Source organism: Thalassospira profundimaris, assembly GCF_003326755.1.
In the GTDB taxonomy this organism is placed as follows: Bacteria; Pseudomonadota; Alphaproteobacteria; order Rhodospirillales; family Thalassospiraceae; genus Thalassospira; species Thalassospira profundimaris_B.
The window spans coordinates 102,658-120,876 of record NZ_JPWH01000015.1; the positions used below are offsets into that span (position 1 = coordinate 102,658).

General features: G+C 61.2%; 18 protein-coding genes and 1 pseudogene. 5 read left to right on the top strand and 14 right to left on the bottom strand.

Annotated features, from left to right (window positions below):
- Positions 1-83: 83 nt before the first annotated feature.
- From TH25_RS17000 to TH25_RS17020, 5 genes are all read right to left on the bottom strand, one after another.
- Positions 84-590, bottom strand: coding sequence for a DUF2285 domain-containing protein (locus TH25_RS17000; RefSeq protein WP_197482602.1), 507 nt, complete (start codon positions 588-590; stop codon positions 84-86).
- Positions 550-858 carry a transcriptional regulator domain-containing protein gene (locus TH25_RS25740; protein WP_220151441.1) on the bottom strand — a complete coding sequence of 103 codons (309 nt, stop codon included), beginning with the start codon at positions 856-858 and terminating at the stop codon, positions 550-552. Before TH25_RS25740 ends, TH25_RS17000 begins: the two co-directional genes overlap by 41 nt.
- A gap of 106 nt (positions 859-964) precedes the next feature.
- Complete coding sequence (locus TH25_RS17010) at positions 965-1,228, bottom strand: DUF2285 domain-containing protein (protein ID WP_258549195.1); 264 nt, start codon at positions 1,226-1,228, stop codon at positions 965-967.
- Positions 1,229-1,333: 105 nt separating this feature from the next.
- Positions 1,334-1,582 (bottom strand): helix-turn-helix domain-containing protein, encoded by a 249-nt coding sequence (locus TH25_RS17015; RefSeq protein WP_009573769.1) that lies wholly within the window; start codon positions 1,580-1,582, stop codon positions 1,334-1,336.
- A 194-nt stretch (positions 1,583-1,776) separates the two neighbouring features.
- Positions 1,777-2,100, bottom strand: coding sequence for a DUF736 domain-containing protein (locus TH25_RS17020; RefSeq protein ID WP_064790312.1), 324 nt, complete (start codon positions 2,098-2,100; stop codon positions 1,777-1,779).
- A 770-nt stretch (positions 2,101-2,870) separates the two neighbouring features.
- Between TH25_RS17020 and TH25_RS17030 the strand changes: the two genes are divergently transcribed.
- From TH25_RS17030 to TH25_RS17050, 5 genes are all read left to right on the top strand, one after another.
- The gene (locus TH25_RS17030; RefSeq protein ID WP_064790310.1) at positions 2,871-4,019 is read left to right on the top strand and encodes a DUF3800 domain-containing protein; all 1,149 of its coding nucleotides are present in this window, start codon (positions 2,871-2,873) and stop codon (positions 4,017-4,019) included.
- Positions 4,020-4,087: 68 nt separating this feature from the next.
- Positions 4,088-5,224: a hypothetical protein gene (locus TH25_RS17035; protein WP_064790309.1), complete on the top strand. Its 1,137-nt coding sequence runs from the start codon at positions 4,088-4,090 to the stop codon at positions 5,222-5,224.
- Positions 5,221-5,802, top strand: coding sequence for a 3'-5' exonuclease (locus TH25_RS17040; protein ID WP_082923594.1), 582 nt, complete (start codon positions 5,221-5,223; stop codon positions 5,800-5,802). Before TH25_RS17035 ends, TH25_RS17040 begins: the two co-directional genes overlap by 4 nt.
- A complete protein-coding gene (locus TH25_RS17045; protein ID WP_064790307.1) occupies positions 5,799-6,386 on the top strand; it encodes an AAA family ATPase in 588 nt (195 codons plus the stop codon). Before TH25_RS17040 ends, TH25_RS17045 begins: the two co-directional genes overlap by 4 nt.
- 2 nt (positions 6,387-6,388) lie before the next feature.
- Positions 6,389-7,333 carry an aldo/keto reductase gene (locus tag TH25_RS17050; protein ID WP_064790306.1) on the top strand — a complete coding sequence of 315 codons (945 nt, stop codon included), beginning with the start codon at positions 6,389-6,391 and terminating at the stop codon, positions 7,331-7,333.
- A 222-nt stretch (positions 7,334-7,555) separates the two neighbouring features.
- On the opposite strand, the gene TH25_RS17055 is transcribed toward TH25_RS17050, so the two are convergent.
- The 9 genes and pseudogenes from TH25_RS17055 to TH25_RS17095 all read right to left on the bottom strand — a co-directional run bounded on the left by TH25_RS17055 (position 7,556) and on the right by TH25_RS17095 (position 18,108).
- Complete coding sequence (locus TH25_RS17055) at positions 7,556-8,482, bottom strand: DUF2493 domain-containing protein (RefSeq protein WP_064790305.1); 927 nt, start codon at positions 8,480-8,482, stop codon at positions 7,556-7,558.
- Positions 8,483-8,803: 321 nt separating this feature from the next.
- The gene (locus TH25_RS17060; protein WP_064790304.1) at positions 8,804-9,838 is read right to left on the bottom strand and encodes a DUF7146 domain-containing protein; all 1,035 of its coding nucleotides are present in this window, start codon (positions 9,836-9,838) and stop codon (positions 8,804-8,806) included.
- The gene (locus TH25_RS17065) at positions 9,838-10,914 is read right to left on the bottom strand and encodes a strawberry notch C-terminal domain-containing protein (RefSeq protein WP_404969429.1); all 1,077 of its coding nucleotides are present in this window, start codon (positions 10,912-10,914) and stop codon (positions 9,838-9,840) included. Before TH25_RS17065 ends, TH25_RS17060 begins: the two co-directional genes overlap by 1 nt.
- Positions 10,915-10,925: 11 nt before the next feature.
- Positions 10,926-11,285, bottom strand: a pseudogene (locus TH25_RS17070) (IS21 family transposase); the annotation flags it as partial.
- Between the two features lie 131 nt (positions 11,286-11,416).
- Complete coding sequence (locus TH25_RS17075; RefSeq protein WP_114089514.1) at positions 11,417-14,503, bottom strand: efflux RND transporter permease subunit; 3,087 nt, start codon at positions 14,501-14,503, stop codon at positions 11,417-11,419.
- A 32-nt stretch (positions 14,504-14,535) separates the two neighbouring features.
- Positions 14,536-15,684, bottom strand: coding sequence for an efflux RND transporter periplasmic adaptor subunit (locus TH25_RS17080; RefSeq protein ID WP_220151442.1), 1,149 nt, complete (start codon positions 15,682-15,684; stop codon positions 14,536-14,538).
- Positions 15,671-16,213 carry a TetR/AcrR family transcriptional regulator gene (locus TH25_RS17085; RefSeq protein WP_064790333.1) on the bottom strand — a complete coding sequence of 181 codons (543 nt, stop codon included), beginning with the start codon at positions 16,211-16,213 and terminating at the stop codon, positions 15,671-15,673. The genes TH25_RS17080 and TH25_RS17085 overlap by 14 nt, the downstream gene beginning before the upstream one ends.
- Positions 16,214-16,368: 155 nt before the next feature.
- The gene (locus tag TH25_RS25745; RefSeq protein ID WP_366652678.1) at positions 16,369-16,617 is read right to left on the bottom strand and encodes a TetR/AcrR family transcriptional regulator C-terminal domain-containing protein; all 249 of its coding nucleotides are present in this window, start codon (positions 16,615-16,617) and stop codon (positions 16,369-16,371) included.
- A 135-nt stretch (positions 16,618-16,752) separates the two neighbouring features.
- The gene (locus tag TH25_RS17095; protein ID WP_006473457.1) at positions 16,753-18,108 is read right to left on the bottom strand and encodes an IS1380-like element IS1247 family transposase; all 1,356 of its coding nucleotides are present in this window, start codon (positions 18,106-18,108) and stop codon (positions 16,753-16,755) included.
- Between the last annotated feature and the right edge of the window lie 111 nt (positions 18,109-18,219).

The window sequence follows — 18,219 nt, forward strand, 5'->3', positions numbered from 1 at the left end:
TCACGATGGCGAAGCGCGTCCGGTCAGATGCAGTGGGAAGGTAGCAGGGGTAAATCCGCACACCGCGGCGCGGGATCGCCGAACTAGAGGCGGCGCTGGTGGCGAAGGAGCTTGCGATAGCCGCCAGCGATCAGGTCACGCCCCTCGCGAAGGAGGCTGGAGACGGCAAAGCGGGCCGAGGAGACCTGCCATTCATCGCGGTCCAGGCGACCGGTCCGGAACAGGACCTCGGCGATCTGCTTCTGGGTCGCACCATGGAAGGCGGCGTCCGAGGCTTGAAGGACACGCCGGAGGCGCGCTTTTTGTTGCGCGGTCAGACGGGTGTCGCGGGGGATGGATCGACGGCGGTGCTGGTTCGCCAGGAGCCGCTGGATTGCCTCGATGCGGTCGAGACCCTCAGGGCCGAGAGGAACGGTGGCCACAAGCCTGTGGCGGGACCCAGAAGGGGCGACAAGATGCAGGTACGTCCCGTCCGGCAGCCTGTGGCGCAGGTGCTCCCCCATCGGGGACGGTCTGTCCGTCGAGGCGACGATGTCCTCGCTGAGACGATCAGCCTCTCCGCCAAGTGCCTCGGGGGCGGCAACGAGCACCACGGCACTCGTGTCGACCGCCGGACACCAGAACACCTCCGCTACGCAAGCGGGCAGCCCGGGTCGGATCGGGAAAGCACAACCCCCATCGACGGCCGACCTGATCCATCAGATCAACCCTCTCCGGGGGTTCTCCTGCGAGCTTCGCGTAATCATGCTGATATTCGGGATTGCGGCGCAGGCATTCCCAGCCGAGGTCCGGCGCGGCCAGATTATCGAGATAGTCGTAGGCGGCCTGGTCACGCCAATTCGAGCGATCAGGTTGCATGGCATCGCTTCTCCCCTAGGTTGATCATGAGAAAGGATTCCAAGAGATCAATCACTTGGGAAGCCCGCTACAAGGCATCAGGTGATGCGCACGGCGCATCACCTCCTCAGCCGGTTCGCCCCGCCGCCAACTGCCGATAGCCCTCGGAACTCAACCAGCGCGCGCGTTCAAGATGGGCGTCGTGGACCAGGCGCGCCCGCTCCGGCTCTTTCTGCGTATCGAGGCCCAAGATGATCTGCGCCGCTTCCTGCCAGCTCGCGCCCTCGTCTGCAGCATCGAGCAAACGCATATACTGCGCCATGTGGCGACGGTCATACTCCGTGACCACGCCCCCCTGCGGCGGCACACCCTGCAAGCTGCTGATCGTCACGCGCATCCCCACGGCGTTTGCTGCACAAACCTAACACAGCCAGTCGACAGTTTTGTGAGCACGGCGTTAGCGCAATTCGGCTCCCTGCAAAACCCGCCGGAAAGGTCAGGCCTTTGAGGCGGCCTTCGCCTGAACATGCATCACTCCAATCCCCTGGTCGGAATTCAGGAGCAGAATGCCATTCGCCTCGAAAGCCCGTCGGACCTGATCGCGCGTGGTCTCATAGACCTCGAGCCCGCTTTCGGATTCGAGGCGCTTGAGCGCGGTCAAAGATACCCGGGCCTCATCCGCAAGCTGCTCCTGTGTCCAGCCAAGAAGCGCCCGCGCGGCCCGTGATTGTCGGGCGGTGATCATGCAGATCACCTCCCATCCGGCCCGGCGCAAACGCCAGAACTACGACTATTATAGTCGCATAATGAAAATTCGCCACTAAAATTCTGACGTGTTTACATCGCGGTTCCGCTTTGGCCTTGCAAATTTCGGGAACTGATTCGGTTGCCCGGCTTGGCGGTCGGCCCCGGCCTTTCGACCGGGGCCTCGCGACGGCGTTATTCGCCGCGGCGACCGTTGGGGCGGGACCAGATCAGAGCGTAGCTCTCGCCGTCCTCGTCGTCGAAGAGGTTGGCGTAGATCGGGGCGGTGAAGCTCGGATCGTCCAGCTTGAGGCCCAGATAGTCGCGGCCCTCATTGGACCGCTTGGACCAGGCGGCACCGATCTCGGCGCGGCCGACCAGGACCCGGTGGCTGGGGGCGTTCTCGCCGGTGGCGCGGGTGTCGGGAACGATGCGCACGCCCTGGACCTGGACGCTGAGGGTGACGATTTCGCCGGTGAATTCGTTGCCGGCCTTCTTGAAGGTGCCGATGGTTGCCATTTTAAGTCTCCGTTTTCCGTTTCCGGGTCCGCACCATTGCGGCCCGATGGCGATCGACAGGCCGGAGACGACCGACGGCGCACCCCCGGCGTGCCGGGGGCCGGACAGCAAAGGCAGAACTTTCTTGTTCCGCGCGGAATGGCGGCTCTGCCGTCAGGGGAAGAAAGCTATGGCGGCGCTGTTGCGCCAAGCCGGTCGAGGCGTAGCCGATCTTCGGCCAGATCAGGCCATTGAAAGGGCCGTATGGAGCGGACATGGGACGAGCAAGGAACGGAGACGATGGCAACGGCGGATGCTCATCAGCCTGACCGGCAACGAATTCACCGGCGGATTTGCTTACCCGTGACAGGCCATGCGCATCACGCTCCAGGCGCCCCGCCCAACGTAACGCCCCCGATCACAGGTGCGATTTGCCGCTCGAACGGTCCATCGCCTCCACTGCACGACCACGTCCTCGATGCCTGCCTCGTGCCGATCCGCATACCGCCCAAAACCAGCATTCGAATGACCGGGATGCTGCGTTGCCACATTTGTCCAAACGTTCTTGCGATGAGTGGCGCAGTGAAACGCGCGTGATGGATGCCATAATGCCACGGGTGCTACAGAAATCATAAGACCAAGGGTGGTCCAGCTCACCACGGACCTCGGGAGTTCAACCGGGTCGAACTGGGCAATTGAAAGTGCGATGGCTACTAGCTGGTCAAATGATCAATGATCGTTCAGGTTGGAACAAGTGACTTTTCGAACAGGCATAAGAGGGCCGTCAAACCATGGGACAGACAGAAGCCTTCATCGACCGTGCCCATTCTGCGCCCTTGGCATACTATATCGATGAAAGCGGAAATACTGGCGACCTGACCAAGGCAGGGGGCGAAACCTATGGCTTTGAGCAGCGTATGTTCACGCTTGCCGCTGTGGGCTGCGAGCTCGACGATGCGTTCATGGAGAGGTTCAATGTCCTCAGGACAGCGCATCGCATGCAATCTCCAGAAGTAAAATCTCGACAAGCCTATGAACGGCCACAATTCGTCTCCGACCTTCTCGATCTGCTCGAGGAGCGCGGTTGCCCGATCTTCATCGAGGCCGTTGACAAACACTATTTCGTTATCGCGAATATCATAGATCGGATCGTCGTTCCCTATCTCGGGGCATGCGACGTCCAGCCGCGCTCGCTATGGATAAAGGGGGTAATGGCGGATCATATGGCGATTTATGGGCCGCCTGAGTTAGCCCAGGCCTTCGTCGCTTGCTGCCAGAGCCGTGACTACGCCGAGGTCCGCGACTTCTACAAGCAGATCATCCGGTGGGCTGAGACAAGCCGGCTTCCAACTGAAGGGGTTGCCGATGCTTTCGTCCGCTTTACCCGTGACAGCCTCAAGGATTTTCGAAAGCTTCCGAAGGCAAAGGCGGTGGAGAATGCACTGCCAATCCCGGACACCTCACCAAAGGGCAAGCTTCTATGGGTCTTGCCAAATCTGACATCCTTCACCCACGTTTATGCCCGGATCAACCGCTTCCTAGAAAAGCAGGTCTCGGGCGTGACGCTCTTCCATGACGAGCAGCTTCAGTTCGGAGACGTCTTGCGCCAGAATAAGGGGGTGATGGAGAGTTTCAACGCTCTAAACATGCAGCTGCCGCTAAAGACGGCGGATTTCGAGTTCTCAGCATCAGCGGAGCTGGAGTTCGTTTGCTCTCACGACAGCATCGGCATTCAGATTGCCGATGTCCTCGCTGGCTTTGTTTCTAGATACATCCAGCAGGCTGTCTGGGGTGGAATAGAGATGGATGCTAACAGAATGGCCATATTTAACAGAATTGTAGATACCGGTGAGCGCGAGCGAGGTACAGGGATGAACATCGTAGCCCCCGAAAGTCTGCTCCGTTTTCTCGGCATTTCGCCACGAGCAAATTATATATAACCGTCATTACGGAATAGAAATGTCCGCCCTTCTGGCGAAAAGGACACGGGATTGAGGAGGAAGTTGCAATGGAAGCGGTTGGCGATCTGGAGCGGGAAAGGCATCTTAGAAAAGCACCCAGGAATCTCCCCGCCTCCCTTCGCAATGTCGTAGAATACCGAAAGTCCGGCCTCAGTCTGAACCACGTTGTCGGGTGCCCGCTCGATTGCGGCTACTGCGTACGGCATATGTTCGACAACTTCGAGATGAAGCGGCCCCACCTCGTGGTGGATGATGAAGAGGCTGTAAGCGCGTTGATCTCGCATTGGGCATTTGTTCCTCATGTCACCCCCGTCCAAATATTCAATCGCGCGACTGACCCCTTTCTGCCTCTCGTGAAGCAGCACATGCTGCACACTCTCGAACTGCTAGATGGGCATGGGTTTGGAAATCACGTGCTAGTAATCACCCGCTGGAAGGTCACGCCTGAGGATGCCGAGCGCCTTGAGCGCCTACGTCATCTCAAGGTCACGGTTCTGGTGACTTGGTCTGGCATTGCGGACCCTCGTCTCGAACCGGTCGATAGCGTAATCGCGGAAAGGTCGCTTGAGGTACTTTGTAAGCATGCCAGCCGTACAAAGAGGATCCTCTACTGGCGCCCTATAATAGCCGGTGTGAACGACACCGATGAATGTATCGCCAGGGCTAGTGCGCTGTCGCGCTTCGCAGACGCCACCGTCTTCACTGGCCTGTTTCATCGGGAGCAAATCCGCGCACACTTTCGCTCCGCAGGTGTCGAAGATATCTATCATGACGTGCCTAGGCGCAAGATCCTCCCGCGCGAGGTCGAGCAACACATCCTGCGTCGATACTTTGGCGCTCCGATTTTCCGCAAGACCTCTTGTGGTATCGCCTACGCGCACGGCGAAGCCGATTACAACGGTCATTATGGCATCCGGGAAATATGCGACATCTGCCCGCCGGACCAGATCAGGATCTGCGCGGCGGGGCATCGGAGGCCCTCACCCAACCGGCTGTCATCGCTCGTCCAGATGGTCGGTCTGGACCCTGGACGGATTGAAGTATCTGAAGGAAAGGTGATTGTTGAGGGCAGCACCGAGCAGCAGCGCTATTTCATCCAGCATTCCTTAGGGTTCCAGGTACATGATCGTACGCAGCCGCATCTGCCTGAGCGACACGGCCGCGCCGAGGAGGGCTGGAATTGAACGAGATAATGTGGGCTGTCGATGTAGAGGGCAGCGGAAAATCTCCCCCTGAGATCGTCGAGTTGGCGATCGCCGAGATGAAGGGGCTGACCCTGACCGGGCGCCGCAAGCATTGGCGCTTCAAGCCGAAGAAGGGCATCTCCCCGATGGCATCCCACATCCATGGCATCTGGGATGAGGACGTGGTCGATGCGCCCGATATCGAGGATGTGGCCGATGACGTCCTAATGTGGCTGGAGGACAAGGCCATCGTCGGTCATAATGTCAAAGTCGAGGTAGACATCCTCAGCCAGGCACTTGAAGGGTGGGAACCCACAGCGGCCTATGACACGTTAAAGATCGCGCGGCGCCTACTCCCCGCAGAGGAGAAGCACGGGCTGGAGTACCTCGGATCCAAGCTGGGCCTGAGCCCACGGGCTGAGAAAATCACCGGCGGGAACAGCCATTCTGCTCCCTTTGATGCGGTGTTGTCAGCTATCCTTCTGGACCACATGCTGCGTGACCGGACAGAGGAAGACCAGCGCGCGATTCTTGCCGGTGCGGACATTCTCGACAGCGCCCAGGGCTCGTTTCTATGAGACGCTCACCATTCCGCATTGCGGTCGCAGGAACGCATTCCACCGGCAAGACGACCTTCCTCACACGGCTGAAGGAGCTGTTTGAGCAGCGCGGGCTTGCCGTGGTCTACGTCCACGACAGCGCGGCCAATGCCAAGCAGAAAGGCTTCCCGATCCTTACGGACCACACCTTTGAAAGCACGGCCTGGCTGATTGCGAGGGCCATCGAGCTGGAAACCGAGGCCACCATCTCGGCAGACGTCATCCTCGTGGACCGTCCTGTGACGGACGCTCTCGGATACCTTCAGGCTGCGCTCCTGCACACCTCCAGGTCGATAGCACCGGCCCGCTTACAGGCACTGGAGAGGATCTGCGAGGCTTGGGCGCCCGAATACGACCTCGCTTTCGTTACGGTACTTGATCCATCCGTCGAACTCGGTGAGGGGCGAGACGGGGATGTGCTTTTTCGCGTGAGGGCCGCCGAGGAGGTGGCCCGAGTGGTCGATAGGTTCATGCCCGACCGCCACCTTCTTCGCTATGGCGGCGCGGACGCAGCGTTGGCGCTCGCCATCGCAGCTTTCGACGACCAACACCGCGGTGTCTGAATATGGCTCGCGAGCATAATGATCCTGCTAGGATCGCTGAAGACCGGGCGATCGCACTCGCGGGAAAGCGCCGCCTAGGCCTCGGCTGCATGGCGCTGACCGGGATTTATGGAGCCGTTGACCGTGAGCAAGCCGTCGCGACGATCACCGCGGCCCTAGATAACGGTGTCACGCTTTTTGACACAGCACCGCTGTATGGCAACGGCGCGAACGAAAAGTTGTTGGGCGAAGTGCTCTGCGGCCTCCCCACTACGACCATCGTCACCAAGTTCGGCCTCTATTCCGATGCTGGGGGTAGTTTATATCGCGATAGTCGGCCCGAAGCGATCAGGCAGTCTGTCGAGGCCTCATTGAGGCGCCTAAAGCGTGATCGTATCGACCTTCTACTCCAGCATCGTAGCGATCCCGATACGCCGGACGACGTAGTTCAGGCCTGCATCGAGGATCTGATCTCCGCAGGCAAGGTCGGCGAGTTCGGGCTCTCCAGCGTTTCTGCCGATCAAATCGCAGGGCGACCGATGGAACACACCCTTAGCGCTGTGCAAAACGAGCTGTCCTTGGTGACCGGCCAGAAGATCGAGGAAGTCGCTGCCACCACGGCGCGGGGGGCCTGCTTCATGGCCTTCTCCCCATTAGGGAGAGGTTTCCTAACAGGTTCAGAACCTTCAGAGCCAGATGATCTCAGGACATCAATGTTGGCTTTTGCGCAGCGCTCTACAAGCGGGCATCCGCATCGCGATGGTTCTGGTAACGAAATGGAGTTTAGGGAGTTGGTTTCCGCGCCCCAGGCGTTGGCATGGGTTTTGGCTCAGGGTGCCAACGTCGTTGCGATTCCCGGCTGTCGGTCCCCAAGCCAAGTTTCCGTGATTTTTGACGATCTCGATAGCCTTACCACGGTCCGTTTCCCTTTCATCCAAGACAAGATCGCTCAGAATACGTCAGACTGAAGGCACCCGATATACCCTGAGCTGAATCTCCTGCAGTTGGGGTCCTCTCCTTAGTGAATGAACGCATGATAGGTTCCCAAGAGCGGCCCCGGGGAATGGTGACGGCCAGCGCGGAAGAGCGGAGGTTGTGAGTGATGGCAACCCGATCGGGCTCCGTCAAACAGACAGGCTGGAGACTGCCCCAAACCTGTCGTTCCAGTGTGTTTCAAAGAAAGGCAGCGCTCACGCGCCGCCTTCCGCCAGGCGATAGACCGGGATGCCCATCTTGCGTGCCTTGTCGGCGAGGTTTTCCTGAATGCCGGTTCCGGGGAAGACGATAACCCCGATCGGCATGGTATCGAGCATCCGGTCGTTGCGCTTGAAGGGCGCGGCCTTAGCGTGTCTCGTCCAGTCGGGCTTGAAAGCGACCTGCGCGACCTTGCGGTTGTCGGCCCAAGTGGCCGCGATGCGTTCCGCCCCTTTCGGCGAACCTCCGTGCAGGAGCACCATGTCGGGGTGTTTGGCATGGACCTGATCGAGCCTGGCCCAGATCAGCCGGTGATCGGTGGTGTCGCCGCCCGAGAAGGCGATCTTCGGCCCGGCGGGTAGCAGCACCTCGTTGTCGGCCCTGCGCTTTGCGGCGATGAAGTCACGGCTGTCGATCATGGCCGAGGTCACCTGGCGATGGTTGACCCGTGATCCGGAGCGCGGCGACCAGGGCGTGCCGGTTGTGCGCAGGAAGAGGTCGGCGGCAGTGTCCCGGAAAGTCTCCATGCTGTCCCGGCGCTCGATCAGGTTTTGTCCTATGCCGACCAGGGTCTCCAACTGGACGGATTTCACCTCGCTTCCGTCCTGTTCGCGCTGAAGACGCTTCTGAGCCTGCTCGTTGTCGTCGAGTTTGCGTTCGATCCGCTCGACGGCGCGGTGGAAGGTGTTGACGGTGGACCACATGATCTCGTCTAGGTCGAAATCGAGGCTGGTGTCGGCCATGGTGGAGATCAGAGCATCGAAGATGTCGGCAACTGCGCCCTGGATGGCGTTGTCCTCGGGCGTGATCCGGGGATCGGCCTCGCCCTCGGCGGGACGGTAGCCATAGAGTTCGAGCTCTTCGACGACATGGCCGGTGGGAGACGTGCTGTGATCGGGGTCGAATTCGTCATGGGCATACATGGGATGTGTCCTTCGGCTGGACCGCGACCGTCGCGGCCTTCATGGCGACGACAAGCCCACGGACGCTCCGGCCTGGCAGTCCGAGCCCTTTGGCTCAGGACCTTGATGGCAAAGCCCGGCTGATTTGCTTCGCGCTGTAAAGGCGGGCCTGCCCGCCGACGGAAATCAGTCGGGCGCCGCCATTGCTGGGCCGGAGCGTTTGTGGGCCGCTCGCCCTCTCAAGAAGGCCAAGGCGCGGCCCCCTTGCCGAGGTGCCGCAACCCCTTGCCCATGGCGGGATCGGTCATCTCCGAGCACGGCCCTCTCTGGATATTGTGCGCGCTATGTGAAACGGCTGACGTCCTCAGGGGCAATCTGCACCCGGATCTGCGCCCGAAGCGCCTCCAGGCCGAAGCTGACGAGATCGTCGTTGAAATCTCCCAGCATGGGCGAGAGCGTGATGGCCTCGATCCCGGCCTCGATGGCCCGGTCCACCAGGCTGTCCCGCGCGGCGTCACCTGCCGGATCCTTGTCGCGGACGATATAGAGCCTGCGCAGATGCGGCGGGAACAGGATAGCAGCGAGATGTCCGGCCGAGAGTGCGGAGACCGTCGGCATGATCGGCAATGCCTGCCGCAGCGAGAGGATGGTTTCGATCCCCTCGCCTGCCGCCATGACATCCTCCGCCTCGCCAAACCGGACGGCGTTTCCGAGCAGGTCTCCCATTGCCTTTCTCGGCGGATCAAGAGGCGCCTTGCCAGAGCCGTCACGTTGGAGCCAGGTGCGATGCGCGCCGGTGATCTTGCCATCGAGGTCGGTCACCGCGGCAATCATGGCGGGCCATGCCTCTGTCGGCGCATCGCCCTCGGGTCGCCAGTAGCAGGTCGGATGGAACCGCAGGTTCGCGGTTCCGCGTAAATCCGTAATGCCGCGTCCGCGTAAATACGTCTCCGCGAGGCTGCCGATCAAAGGCTGCGTTATGCGCCAAAGGCGACGGGCCGCCTCGGACGATCCCGATGGTGCTGGCGGTGTTTGAGCCCTGCGGGACTGAGGCTCCAGTTCAAAATGCGGCAGGCTGAGGAAGCGGCGCGCTTCTTCAGCAATATCGGCGAAATCGATGAGGCCAAGGGTTTCGCCGATAACGTCGAGCAGATCGCCATGCTCGCCGCTCTGAGCATCGGTCCATTTGCCGGCAGCCCCTTTACCAGCCTCCGGCCCGGTCAGACGGACGAACATTGAACGGCCGGGAGTGTTCCGTACATCCCCAACCTGCCAGTAATTGCCCTGTTTGCGCCCATTCGAGAGATAGTGGCGGCACACCGCCTCGGCCTGGCGACCGAGACGCTGCGCCAGTTCGGAAGCGTTGAGACGCGCCATCACGCAGCCACCCGCTCGGAGATGCGCTCGACGGGGAAGCGGTCGAGCAGTTTGCCGATGATCTCCGGCCCCAATGCGCCCACCGGCACGAAGAATCGTAGCTTCCAGGAGATGATCTCGCTGAAGAGACCATAGGTTCGCAGCCGATCGCGCATGGTATCGGTGAAGCCGGTGAGCTCGATCCGGTTGGCGCCCATGACCCGGACGCGTCGCAGTTGCAGCCCCTCGGTGAGATCAAGGATCGTGCGGCCTTCGATCAACGCGGCATAAGCGGCATCCGGCGTCAGGCTGCTGGTGACGCCACTGGTCGAAGCATTGGTAGCCCATGCCGGCGAGACCCGGCGACCGATGATGCGTTCGCCCTCGTCGGTCTGGAGCCGATAGACCCGGGAGGAGTCCTGCGGCAGGCGCTTCCAGATCGGCAGCAGAAGCCCAGTCACCATATGCAGGATGCTGTCGGTGAACTCCGGCACCTCTGCCAGTTCCGCGTTCCAGGCCGTGGCGAAGGAAGCCTGGTCCGCCTCGCCCCAATGGGTCTCATCCATTGTCCGCATGGGGATGCTCACCGCTTCCATCGGCCGGATCAACCGCACACGGCGCTCGATCTCGCCATCATCCAGCATGACGCTGGTGGTGGGGATCTGCACGGCGGCGCGACCGGATCGCTCGTTGATGAGCAATCTTGCGCGGGGATCATCCAGTTCCGCCAGGGCTGCATTGAGCGTGACCGGCTGATTGCGCTTGCGCTCGGTGAGCGTCAGGAGCCGCGTTTCCGCGCCGGTGCCCGGATGGGTGTGGATCACCTGCCGGTCGGTGACGATGAAGCTTTCCGCCTTCAGCGTTTCCAGTCCCATGTCATAGGTGCCGGATGCAATCGCCCCGTCGATCCGCGCCTGCAGGAGCTGTTCGAAGGCCGAGAACAGGATGCCCTGCAATTCGATGGTCAGCGCCAGCAGGCGATTGAGGAAGGTGGTGATCGGCGGTAGTTCGTCCTTCACACCATTGCTGTCCATCAGCTTCAGGCCGGTGGCGGATTCAAACCGTTCCAGCGAGCATCCCTCGACCTTACCGCGCACAATCAGCAGGGCGGATGCGCCAGCGGCACGAACATCTCACGGGTGCGTCGTTCACGCTGCCGAACGTAGTCCTTGATAATCGTATAGCCGCCGGTGAACTCGTGTTCCGCCTTGAGCCGCTCGTGGATCCGCTTCGCTGTGTGGCGCTGCTTGCGAGGCAACTTCTTGTCCTCTTCAAGCCAGCCGTCGATGATCTCGCTGAACCCATCAAGCTTGGGACGCTTGATCTCCTTCGTGCGCCGGTATCCCGGCGGCGATGAGAACGCCAACATCTTGCGAACGCTGTCGCGCGATATGTTGAAATGGCGCGCCAGATCCCGCTGGCTCATCCCCTCGCTGCGCGCCAGCCTGACCTTCAGATAAAGTTCCACGGTGTAAATCTCCTCGCCCTCCCTGCTGCCGCAAGAAGGGAAAAAGTGGACGACTTTTACGCCGCCCGCACCGCCAATACGACGGCGCTACCGTGGTCTAATTTTGCACCGCCGTTCTCACATGAACCACTTCAACCAGAGGCTGTTCCGGTTTTCGAGTCGGTGCTTTCTTCTTTTGGTGGACGGATACGGAAAAGAAGTGCGTAAAGTACCGGCACGGCGACAAGGGTCAGCACCGAGGCAAACGCGAGGCCACCCATTATCGTCACCGCCATAGACGCGAAAAACGCATCCGGCAGCAGGGGTATCATGCCGAAGATCGTCGTGCCTGCGGCGAGCACCACAGGGCGTAGACGACTGACCGAACCGTCAATCACTGCCTTGTAATCCGCCACACCCTCTGCGCGCTGAACGTCGATCTCTTCGACCAGAACGATCGCGTTCTTCATCAGCATTCCCGACAGCGAAAGGAAGCCGAGCAGAGCAGTGAAGGTGAAAGGCAGGCCGGTGAAAAGCAGCCCGAGCACCATGCCCGTCACGGACATTGGCACGACAAGCCAAAGGATGAGGGGTTGGCGCACCTTGTTGAACATGAGAATGGAGATTGTCAGCATGACAAGGAAGGCTAGGGGAAGCTGTTTGCCAAGGCGGGTCTGGGCGTCGGTTGAACTTTCATACTGGCCACCCCACTCCATGCTGTAGCCGTCGGGACGCGGGAGTGCCTCGATCTCGGCCCGCACGCTTTTGAAGGCCTCATCGGCGGTGAGATCCGCCCGTGCACCGCCAAGGGCAGTAATGGTGCGTTCGCGGTTGCGCCGGTGAATCAGCGCCTCGACGAGGCGCGGCTCGAACCGTTCCACAAGGTTGGCCATGGGAACGTAGGTGCCAGCACCATCGGACCAGGCCGACAGATCCCGAACGCGGTCAACCCCGTCCCGTTCGGTCGCGGGCAGCCGCAGGTGGATCGGGATGACCTCGTCGCCTTCGCGCAATTCACCGACCCGCAAGCCCGACGTTCCGTAGCGGACGGTATCGGCAATCGCGCTGCGCGTGGCCCCGGCCAGCCGCATGCGCGACTCATCGACGATCGGCTCAACAAGGATTTCGCGCTGGCGCCAATTGGTGCGCGGGTTGGTAATTGTGCCGGCGGCCTCGTATATCCGTAATGCATCGTCGGCGAGTTGGCGCAGAACGACCGGATCGGGACCAGAGAACCGGACCGCCACATCGGCACCGGAGGGCGGGCCGAAGACAAGCTCTTCGACCCGGACGAGCGCGTTGGGAAATTCGGCCGGCAGATCACGATTCAATCGATTGGCCATAGCCGGGATCGCCTCGGCGTCGGCCACACGAACGATAAGCTGGCCATAGCTGGCATCTGCCTGCTCCGGGTTGTATGTCAACATGAATCGGCTCGCGCCGCGCCCCACCAAGGTCGTCACGTCGGTCACCTTGTCTTCAGACAGGATCAACTGTTCGAGCCGTTTCATTTCACGGTCGGTGACGTTGATGTCGGTCCCTTGCGGCATCTGGAATTCGACATAGAAAAGCGGGGTATTTGACGCCGGGAAAAAGGCCTGCTTGACCTGCCCGAAGGCCATCACCGACACAATCGTGATTCCCACGATTACAAGCACAACCAGCACACGCGCGCGCAGCACGAGCCAGAGCAACCCGCGATAGATCGCGTAGAACGCGCCCTTGTAGGGATCATCCGAGGTATTTTTTTTTGGCGCCTTGAGCAGCAGCATGCCGAGATATGGCGTGACCGTAACAGCCAGAATCCAGCTCATCAGCAGCGAGATGGTGATCACCGCGAAGAGCGAGAACAGAAACTCGCCGGTGGAGTCCGGCGAAAGTCCGATCCCGGAAAAGGCCATGATCCCGATCACGGTGGCTCCAAGCAGCGGAATGGACGTGGAACTTTCGGTCTCGGCCGCAGCTTTTATCGCGCTCTTTCCGCGCGCCATGCCGATCACCATTCCTTCGGTGATCACGATGGCGTTGTCGACCAGCATCCCCATCGCGATGATCAGGGCACCAAGGCTGATCCGTTCCATCGCGATCCCGAAGACCGACATGAAGAACAGCGTGACGAACACAGTGAGCCCGAGCGTCGTGCCGACCACCAGGCCGGCGCGCCAGCCCATTGTGATCATCAGCGCCCCGACAACGATGGCGACCGACATCGCAAGGCTCAGGAGAAAGCTGGAGACGGCCTGATCAACGACGACGTGCTGTTCGTAGATCGGCGTGACTTCGACACCTTCCGGCAACTCAGCCTTCAACGTCTCAAGCCGGGCCGAGACTGCCGCGCCAACTTCGACCACGTTTCGGTTCGTCAGCGCCGACACCCCGAGGGTGAAGGCCGCGGTGCCGTTCTGCCGGATGATCTGACTGGGCTGTTCCGCCTCGTCGCGGGCGACGCGGGCAATATTATGGATCGCGACCTGCCCAACCTCTCCGGCCGCGCCAAGCCGCAACTCCTCGATCCCTTCGGGGGTCACGTAACCTGGCGGCACGGACAGTCCTATCCGGGCCGGCCCCTCGGTGATCTCGCCATTATCGAAGACAAGGTTCTCATCGTTCAGCACGCTCAGAACCTGGTTGGGCGGAAGGCCCAGCTCTGTCAGGCGCGCGGATGGAATCGAGATCGTGATCACCTCTTCGGTGAGGCTCTGAACCTCGACCTTGGCGACACCGTCGACGGTCACCAGCCCCAGCCGCAATCGCGTAGCCAGATCCCGCTCTTCGCGCGGGGTCAGACCTTCGGTTTTCACCGCGTAGAACATGCCGTAAACATCGCCGAAATCATCGTTGACGATGGGCGCGCGTGCGCCTTTCGGAAGGTCACCCTCCACGTCGCGGATGCGCAGGCGCATCTCGTCCCAGACCTGCGGAATCTCATCCGGGCCATATGTGCCCTCGATCTCCACGGTGATTTGCGCCATGCCCGGCATCGACTTGGATTCGACCCGGTCAAGCTGCTTCATCTGCTGCAGCGCGTTTTCGATGACGTCAGAGACCTCTTCCTCGACCTCGACTGCTGTCGCGCCGGGATACGGCACGAAGACTAGCGCGGTCTTGAGCGTGAAACTCGGGTCTTCAAGGCGGCTCACGGTGTTCAGCCCCCAATACCCGCCAAGAAGGCAAAAAAGGATGAGGAGCCAGACCGCCACGGGCCTCTGGATGCTTGCGCCGGAAATGCTGAATGCCATGGATCTGTTCGTGTCCTGTCAAGGGGGCGGGATCAGAGCCCCGCAACCGTCACGGTCTGATTGTCGCGAAGCCGCCACCACCCGCCGGAGACGACCAGTTCATCGCCTTGGAGACCTTCCAGAACCACGATCTCGTTATCGACGGGAAGGCCCAGACGCACGGTCCGGCGCGTGACCTGCCCCGACTCTTCGTCGTAAATCCAGACCGAAGGCTCGGTTCGGCTAGAGGTATCGATCGCCGACACGGGGACCATGGCGGATTGTGCACTGGCTTCGGCCGCCGCATTTGAAAGACGCACCCTGGCCGTCATCCCCGGCAGAAGACGCGAGTCGACATCACCCCGGATGGCAAATTCCACATCGTAGGTCTGCGCCGTGCGGTCGGCATCGGTTGCAAAAGACCGAAGCATGAGCGGAGCCGTGTAGCCGGGCACGGCTGGAAAACTTGCCACGAGATCGAAGGCGTCGGGTGCGCTGCGTGCGACCGCCGCCAATTCTTCCGGCAGAGAGATCATGATCCGCATCTCGCTGACATCCTGAAGACGCGCAACCGGCGCCGCGGAGGTGACGTTGACATATTCCTCGATGAAGGTGCGCGCCACGATTGCATCGAAAGGCGCGATGATCTGCGTCTGTGAGAGGCGCCGCTCGGCCTCGCGCAGCGTAACTTCGGCCTGCGCGTATTCGGCGCTGGCCGTTTCGAAGCGCGCTTCGGCCGCAACCCCCCGTTCGGCAAGGCTTTTCGCGCGCTCGAACTCGGATTTCGCCAGGTCAAAGGCGGCCCGCGCCCGATCCACCGCAAGTTCGAAATCGACCGGATCGAGTTCCGCGATCAGATCGCCTTCGCTGATCTTGTCGCCCGGATCCACCTCGAGGCGCAGGACCTGTCCAGAAACCTGGAAAGCGATGTCTACGGTGCGGGCTGGCGCGACCCGCCCGGCAACGGTGCGGCCACGCGTGACGGTGCGACTTGTTGCTCGGGTCACTTCTACTGTGACCTTCCGGTCGTGTTCAGCCCCCTCGCTGGTTTCGGCCGCAGGCTTTGTCGCGTCAGTCGTTGTCTGGGCCCGGACATCGGTCCGGAGCGCCGGAAACACCGACAAAACCAGCAGCGCCGCAGCCGCGATCACGGTAACCGATGCGATCCGTTTCCAGCTCTGCTTCATTCTATTCGAGTTCATCGATCAGGGTCCTTAATCTTTCGATGACGCGACCACGGAGATCCGCCCCGCCGTCTGGCAGCTTGAGAAGTTTCTGGAAGCGCACCCCCTGAATCGCCCAAAAAACCACCATGGCACCCTGCGGGTCTTGTGTGTCGGACAGGATACGCCCGATGTCGTCGCTCAATTCTCCCCGCAGCGGATCGAGCAGTTGCGGATCTGACGCCGCTGTCGCGAGGATCGCCATCGACAGGTCATCATCCACCTCTTGCGATTGCAGAACCGTTTCGAGATGACCACGCAGGGTTCGCGCGGGGTGCCGCTCCGGCACGCTCTCCAGCAGCTCCCGGTGTTCGGCCAACATCGCATCGAGCAGCCCCGAGAGCAGGGCCTTCTTTGTCGGGTAATTGTAAAGCACGCCCCCCTTGCTGAGGCCCGCCTCCTTTGCAACCGCGTCGATCGTTATCTTTCCCGCACCTGCACGCGCGGCGATCACGCGCGCAGCAGACAGTATCCTGCGAGACGCGCTTCTGGTTTCTGCTGGGGTCATGTGTTCACTCAAAACTGTACCGTCCGGTCGGTGCATCTGCGTGGGTAGCTAGTGTCCGGCACCATCCGGGTCAAGTGTTCAACCGGATCCGTCACCTTGAGGCGCGGCATGGCACCTGTCGAAGCACCAGAAGGCAAGCTGTTGGGCCTCCCACGCTATAAGTCATTGCGTCGGCCATATACCCCCAGAAAAGCGTCAACCGCCCTCTTTGAATGCTCAGATGCATCGACGGGCTGGTCGACGGCCAGCAATCGCGGCATGATGACGCCGGAGATGGACAGGTGAATGAACTGACTGGCGGCGTTTTGAACGTTTTCACCTGCATTCCCCAAGTGGCGTGTCGTTTGAGGTGAAGATCGCCTATATCCGAGCGCTAGACAAGGATTTTCTGCCGCAAGCGGCACTTGCGGTCGCGCAGACTGCTGGATCTGGACGGATCAGACCGCGAAGCCGCTGTTTCCTTGCCCAGGGGCGGCGTTTTTCAGCGCAGCGGACAGATCTGTCCAGCCGCTTTCGTTCAGTTTGAGCGTGGATCGCGATCATGCGCATAGCGGTGGCGCTCGCAATCGGCGGATAGCGGCGAGGATGGCGCGTACCATCGTGCCGGTGACAGCGACCTCGGCCAGCTGGAAGGTGATGGTGCGGGCGTGACGGACCACACGTGCCCCGATCTTGATCAGCTTCAGTTGCAGGCTGGTCAACGACCAGTCGGCCATGGCCTCGGGCAGCTCGATGCAGCGCAAGAAGGTGGCCAGGTTGTACGCCAGGGCGTGCAGTTGCAGCCGCACCTCATTGTCGCGGAACTTCCGGCACGACAGCCGCGTCCAGCGAAAGGCGTATTTGCCCTCTTTGATGTGCTGCTCGGCGGTGCCGCGCTGGTTGTAGAACCGCACCACCCAGTCCGGCTCCATCGGCAGGTTGGTGACGATGAAGCCGACACGCGGGAACAGTTCGCCCGGATGCCATTCGATCTTGGCGATCACCCGGCGTTCCTTGTCCCAGGACGCCGCCTGATACTCGAATTCCTCGAAGAACCGCTTGACCTTGGTCAGTGACGGCCGCCCGACAGGGCGCGTTAGCCGATGCGCGATCTTGTCCTTGAGGACCGCGTTTGCGGGCAGCCGGATGGCGTAGAAGAACCGCGCTTCTTCCAATCGCTCATAGATCGCCGGGATCGCGTAGGCAGCATCGGCCCGGAAGAACCTGCCACCAAGGTCGCGCTCCGCGTAGCGCGCAATGACGGGGTCGAGAACATCACGCCAGCCATCGGCGCTGTGGACGTTGCCATGGCGCAGGGCGCAGCGTTCCAGCATCCCGAACTGGTTGAACAGAAAGTTGGGGTGATAGCAGCTACAGTCGAAATGGCCATTCCAGGCGGACCCTTCCTGGTCGCCATGGGTCGGGCTGACCGAGCTGTCCATGTCCAGAACGATGTACTTCAGCCCGTTACGGTCATGGAACCGGTCGATCCATTGCCCGTTCAGGTCGGCCAGCGCGGCACGGTTCCCGGCCAGAGCCAGCGTCTCGGTCTCGAACCGTCCCATCTGCGATGCCGAGGCCGCTTGTGCATCGACCGCTCTGCCGCCGACAACTTGGCGCATGACCGGATCGCAGGCGAGACGGTTGGCGTCGTTGACATCCTCGTATCCGGCCAGCCGCCCAAAGACTGATTGCCGGAACAGGCCGTCGAGCCGATGGACCGTGTTCTTGCCAGAGCGAGTATCGCGCAGCGCCGCTGACGCCAAATCGGACAACCCGAGCGCGTCATCAAGCTCGCGCATCACCAGAAGGCCGCCGTCGGAACTGAGCTGCGTGCCGCGAAATTCCAGCCGCACGCGAGGGTCGAAATCCACCCGATCTGCCCGTTGCAAGCCCGCACCCTCTGGGTGATCCATGAAACGCGCCCCTCGCAGCCTTCAACACCATGTTTTATATAGGAAATATAATGGTCAGGACAGCGAAATCAGCGCCTTACTTGATGGTGTGGACGGCCCTCACAAACCGGC

Excerpts from the sequence above, each read along its gene's own strand:
- TH25_RS25740 (WP_220151441.1), bottom strand. The coding sequence starts at position 858 with ATGCAACCTGATCGCTCGAATTGGCGTGACCAGGCCGCCTACGACTAT.
- TH25_RS17015 (WP_009573769.1), bottom strand. The coding sequence starts at position 1,582 with ATGATCACCGCCCGACAATCACGGGCCGCGCGGGCGCTTCTTGGCTGG.
- TH25_RS17020 (WP_064790312.1), bottom strand. The coding sequence starts at position 2,100 with ATGGCAACCATCGGCACCTTCAAGAAGGCCGGCAACGAATTCACCGGC.
- TH25_RS17030 (WP_064790310.1), top strand. The coding sequence starts at position 2,871 with ATGGGACAGACAGAAGCCTTCATCGACCGTGCCCATTCTGCGCCCTTG.
- TH25_RS17035 (WP_064790309.1), top strand. The coding sequence starts at position 4,088 with ATGGAAGCGGTTGGCGATCTGGAGCGGGAAAGGCATCTTAGAAAAGCA.
- TH25_RS17045 (WP_064790307.1), top strand. The coding sequence starts at position 5,799 with ATGAGACGCTCACCATTCCGCATTGCGGTCGCAGGAACGCATTCCACC.
- TH25_RS17050 (WP_064790306.1), top strand. The coding sequence starts at position 6,389 with ATGGCTCGCGAGCATAATGATCCTGCTAGGATCGCTGAAGACCGGGCG.
- TH25_RS17055 (WP_064790305.1), bottom strand. The coding sequence starts at position 8,482 with ATGTATGCCCATGACGAATTCGACCCCGATCACAGCACGTCTCCCACC.
- TH25_RS17060 (WP_064790304.1), bottom strand. The coding sequence starts at position 9,838 with ATGGCGCGTCTCAACGCTTCCGAACTGGCGCAGCGTCTCGGTCGCCAG.
- TH25_RS17075 (WP_114089514.1), bottom strand. The coding sequence starts at position 14,503 with ATGGCATTCAGCATTTCCGGCGCAAGCATCCAGAGGCCCGTGGCGGTC.
- TH25_RS17080 (WP_220151442.1), bottom strand. The coding sequence starts at position 15,684 with ATGAACTCGAATAGAATGAAGCAGAGCTGGAAACGGATCGCATCGGTT.
- TH25_RS17085 (WP_064790333.1), bottom strand. The coding sequence starts at position 16,213 with ATGACCCCAGCAGAAACCAGAAGCGCGTCTCGCAGGATACTGTCTGCT.
- TH25_RS17095 (WP_006473457.1), bottom strand. The coding sequence starts at position 18,108 with ATGGATCACCCAGAGGGTGCGGGCTTGCAACGGGCAGATCGGGTGGAT.